4 protein-coding genes are annotated in these 2,452 nt (G+C 63.4%); all 4 read left to right on the top strand.

Annotation, left to right across the window (positions count from 1 at the left end):
* On the top strand, window positions 1-658 hold a 658-nt coding region (locus GX181_09890; GenBank protein NLM72250.1), incomplete at its 5' end, for a branched-chain amino acid ABC transporter permease.
* Window positions 659-670: 12 nt separating this feature from the next.
* Window positions 671-1,555 (top strand): branched-chain amino acid ABC transporter permease, encoded by an 885-nt coding sequence (locus tag GX181_09885; protein ID NLM72249.1) that lies wholly within the window; start codon window positions 671-673, stop codon window positions 1,553-1,555.
* Complete coding sequence (locus tag GX181_09880; GenBank protein ID NLM72248.1) at window positions 1,548-2,315, top strand: ABC transporter ATP-binding protein; 768 nt, start codon at window positions 1,548-1,550, stop codon at window positions 2,313-2,315. The genes GX181_09885 and GX181_09880 overlap by 8 nt, the downstream gene beginning before the upstream one ends.
* A partial coding sequence (locus GX181_09875) for an ATP-binding cassette domain-containing protein (GenBank protein NLM72247.1) occupies window positions 2,305-2,452 on the top strand: 148 nt, incomplete at its 3' end. The genes GX181_09880 and GX181_09875, both read left to right, overlap by 11 nt.

Below are 2,452 nucleotides of genomic sequence, written 5' to 3'. Positions count from 1 at the left end.
CTTCTGTTCTCTGCTTGGCGTTGTCATCGAGAGGTTTGTCTACACTCCGCTCCTGAAGTACCCGCCTTTCGTGCCCCTGATAGGGAGCATAGCGGTCTTCCTGTCGCTGGAGGAGATCTTCCGGCTGGTCGGCGGGCCGTACATACTCACATTCCCGGCGGAGCTGCCCTTTCCCGGCCTGACCGTCAAGGGGGTCGTCATCACTCCGGCCATAATCTCGATCTACGTCGTCAGCGCGGTGGTCCTGCTGCTTCTGTGGTTCATTGTGACCAGGACGGAGTTCGGGCTGGCCATCAGGGCGACGTCGCAGGACAGGGAGGTGGCGGGCGCGATGGGGATAAACGGTTCGCTCGCCGTCAGCATGACCTTCGCCCTCGGCTCGGCTGTGGCGGCAATCGCCGGCATCCTGGTCGGGATCTACTTCAACCAGGTCTACCCGACGATGGGAGCCGTGCCGGCCTACAAGTGCCTCGCCCTGATAGTCGTCGGCGGGCTTGGGTCGCTTCCGGGGGCGGTGTTGGCGTCTCTTCTGCTGGGGGTGGGCGAGACTCTGCTGATAGGGTATGCGAACATCCCGCTGCCCAGGGACTCGCTGGCATTCATCGCGATGATAGCGGTGCTGCTCTGGAGGCCGGGCGGCCTCATGGGCGGCAGATAAGGGGGCGCGGACGTGGGCGAGTACAATATCACAATCCTCATTTTCATCACCATACAGGCGATAGTCGCGTGCGGGCTGAACGTCATCGTCGGCTACGCGGGGCAGATATCGCTGGGACACGCGGCCTTCTTCGGCATCGGCGCCTACTCCTCCGCCCTGCTCACTACCAAGGCGGGGCTGACCTTCTGGGCGGCGCTGCCGTTGGTGGTGCTGATAACGGCGGTTATCGGCATGGTGCTCGGTATGCCGAGCCTGAGGCTGCGCGAGGACTTCCTGGCGGTGACCACCATAGGGATAAACTTCATCGTCGAGTCGGTCTTCCTGTACGTCCCCTTCTTCGGAGGGGCGCTCGGGTTAGGGGGTATTCCGAGCATATACCTGTTCGGGACGAGGCTGAAGGGGCTCAACTATTTGTACATGTGCCTCGCCTTCCTGGCGGTGACACTGGCGGTCTCGCGGCGCTTCACTAGGAGCTGGGCGGGGTTGGCCTGCTTCACCCTAAGGGAGGAGGAGACAGCGGCCTCGAGCGTGGGGGTGTCGCCGGTGCGCTTCAAGCTGACCGCCTTCGTTATAGGCACGGCGATGGCCGGGCTCGGAGGCGCTCTCTACGCGCACCAGATGCGCTTCATCAGCGCGACGGACTTCGGCTTTCCTCTGTCGATAATGATGATGTCGATGGTGGTGCTCGGGGGGATAGGCACCCTCTGGGGGCCGGTGCTGGGTGCCCTGATCCTTGGCGCTCTGCCGGAGGTCTTCCGGCCGCTGGTCGACTACAGGATGCTGCTGAACGCTGCGATCCTTCTGCTGATGATACGCTTTCAGCCCGACGGGCTGCTGGGCGAGGGGGGCCTGATCCGCAGGCTGCTGCCATGGAGAGGGGGCGAGAGCCGTGGATGACGCTCTGCTCCGGCTGGAATCCGTGTCGAAACACTTCGGCGGTCTGAAGGCGGTCGACGAGGTCTCCTTCACCATGAGAAAGGGCGAGATCCTCGGGCTGATCGGGCCGAACGGCGCGGGGAAGACGACCTGCTTCAACCTGGTCTCCGGCGTCTACTCCCCGACCTCGGGAAGGATCTTCTTCGAGGGCAGGTCGACTGGAGGGCTGCCGCCTCACAGGATGTCCTCTCTCGGGGTTGGGAGGACCTTCCAGGTGGTGAAGCCCTTCTCTACCCTTTCGGTGCTGACCAACGTCCTCGCCGCACTGGGGCTGAGGCACTACGGCGGAGTGTTCTCATCGTGGGCCCGCTTCGACACGGCCGAGGTCCGCTCGGAGGCGATGGGGCTTCTTGAGGAGGTCGGCATAGCCGAACTGGCTCACGTGAAGTCAGGCAAGCTGCCGCTGGGCAACCAGAGGCGTCTTGAGCTGGCACGCGCCTTAGCGCTTAAGCCGAGGCTGCTGCTTCTGGACGAGACCTTCTCGGGTCTGCGCCACGAGGAGATAGAGCTTCTGTCCAGGCTGGTTCGCCAGGTGAGGGACGCAGGAATATCAGTGCTGCTGATCGAGCACAACATGAAGGTGGCCATGGGATTGTCGGACAGACTGGTGGTGCTTGACCACGGCAGGCTTCTCGCCGAGGGGCGCCCGCAGGATGTCCGTGAGGACCCGCGGGTGATAGAGGCCTACCTGGGGAAGGGGGATTCGTCCGATGCTTCTTGAGGTCAGGGATCTCTCCGTGTACTACGGTGACATCAGGGCGGTGAACGGGGTCTCGATCCGGCTGGACGAGGGGGAGCTGGTCTCCGTCATAGGCGCGAACGGGGCGGGCAAAAGCTCTCTGCTGAACAGCGTCATGG

The organism is Synergistaceae bacterium (assembly GCA_012521675.1).
In the GTDB taxonomy this organism is placed as follows: Bacteria; Synergistota; Synergistia; order Synergistales; family Aminobacteriaceae; genus JAAYLU01.
This window is presented reverse-complemented; position numbering and strand designations above follow the sequence as displayed.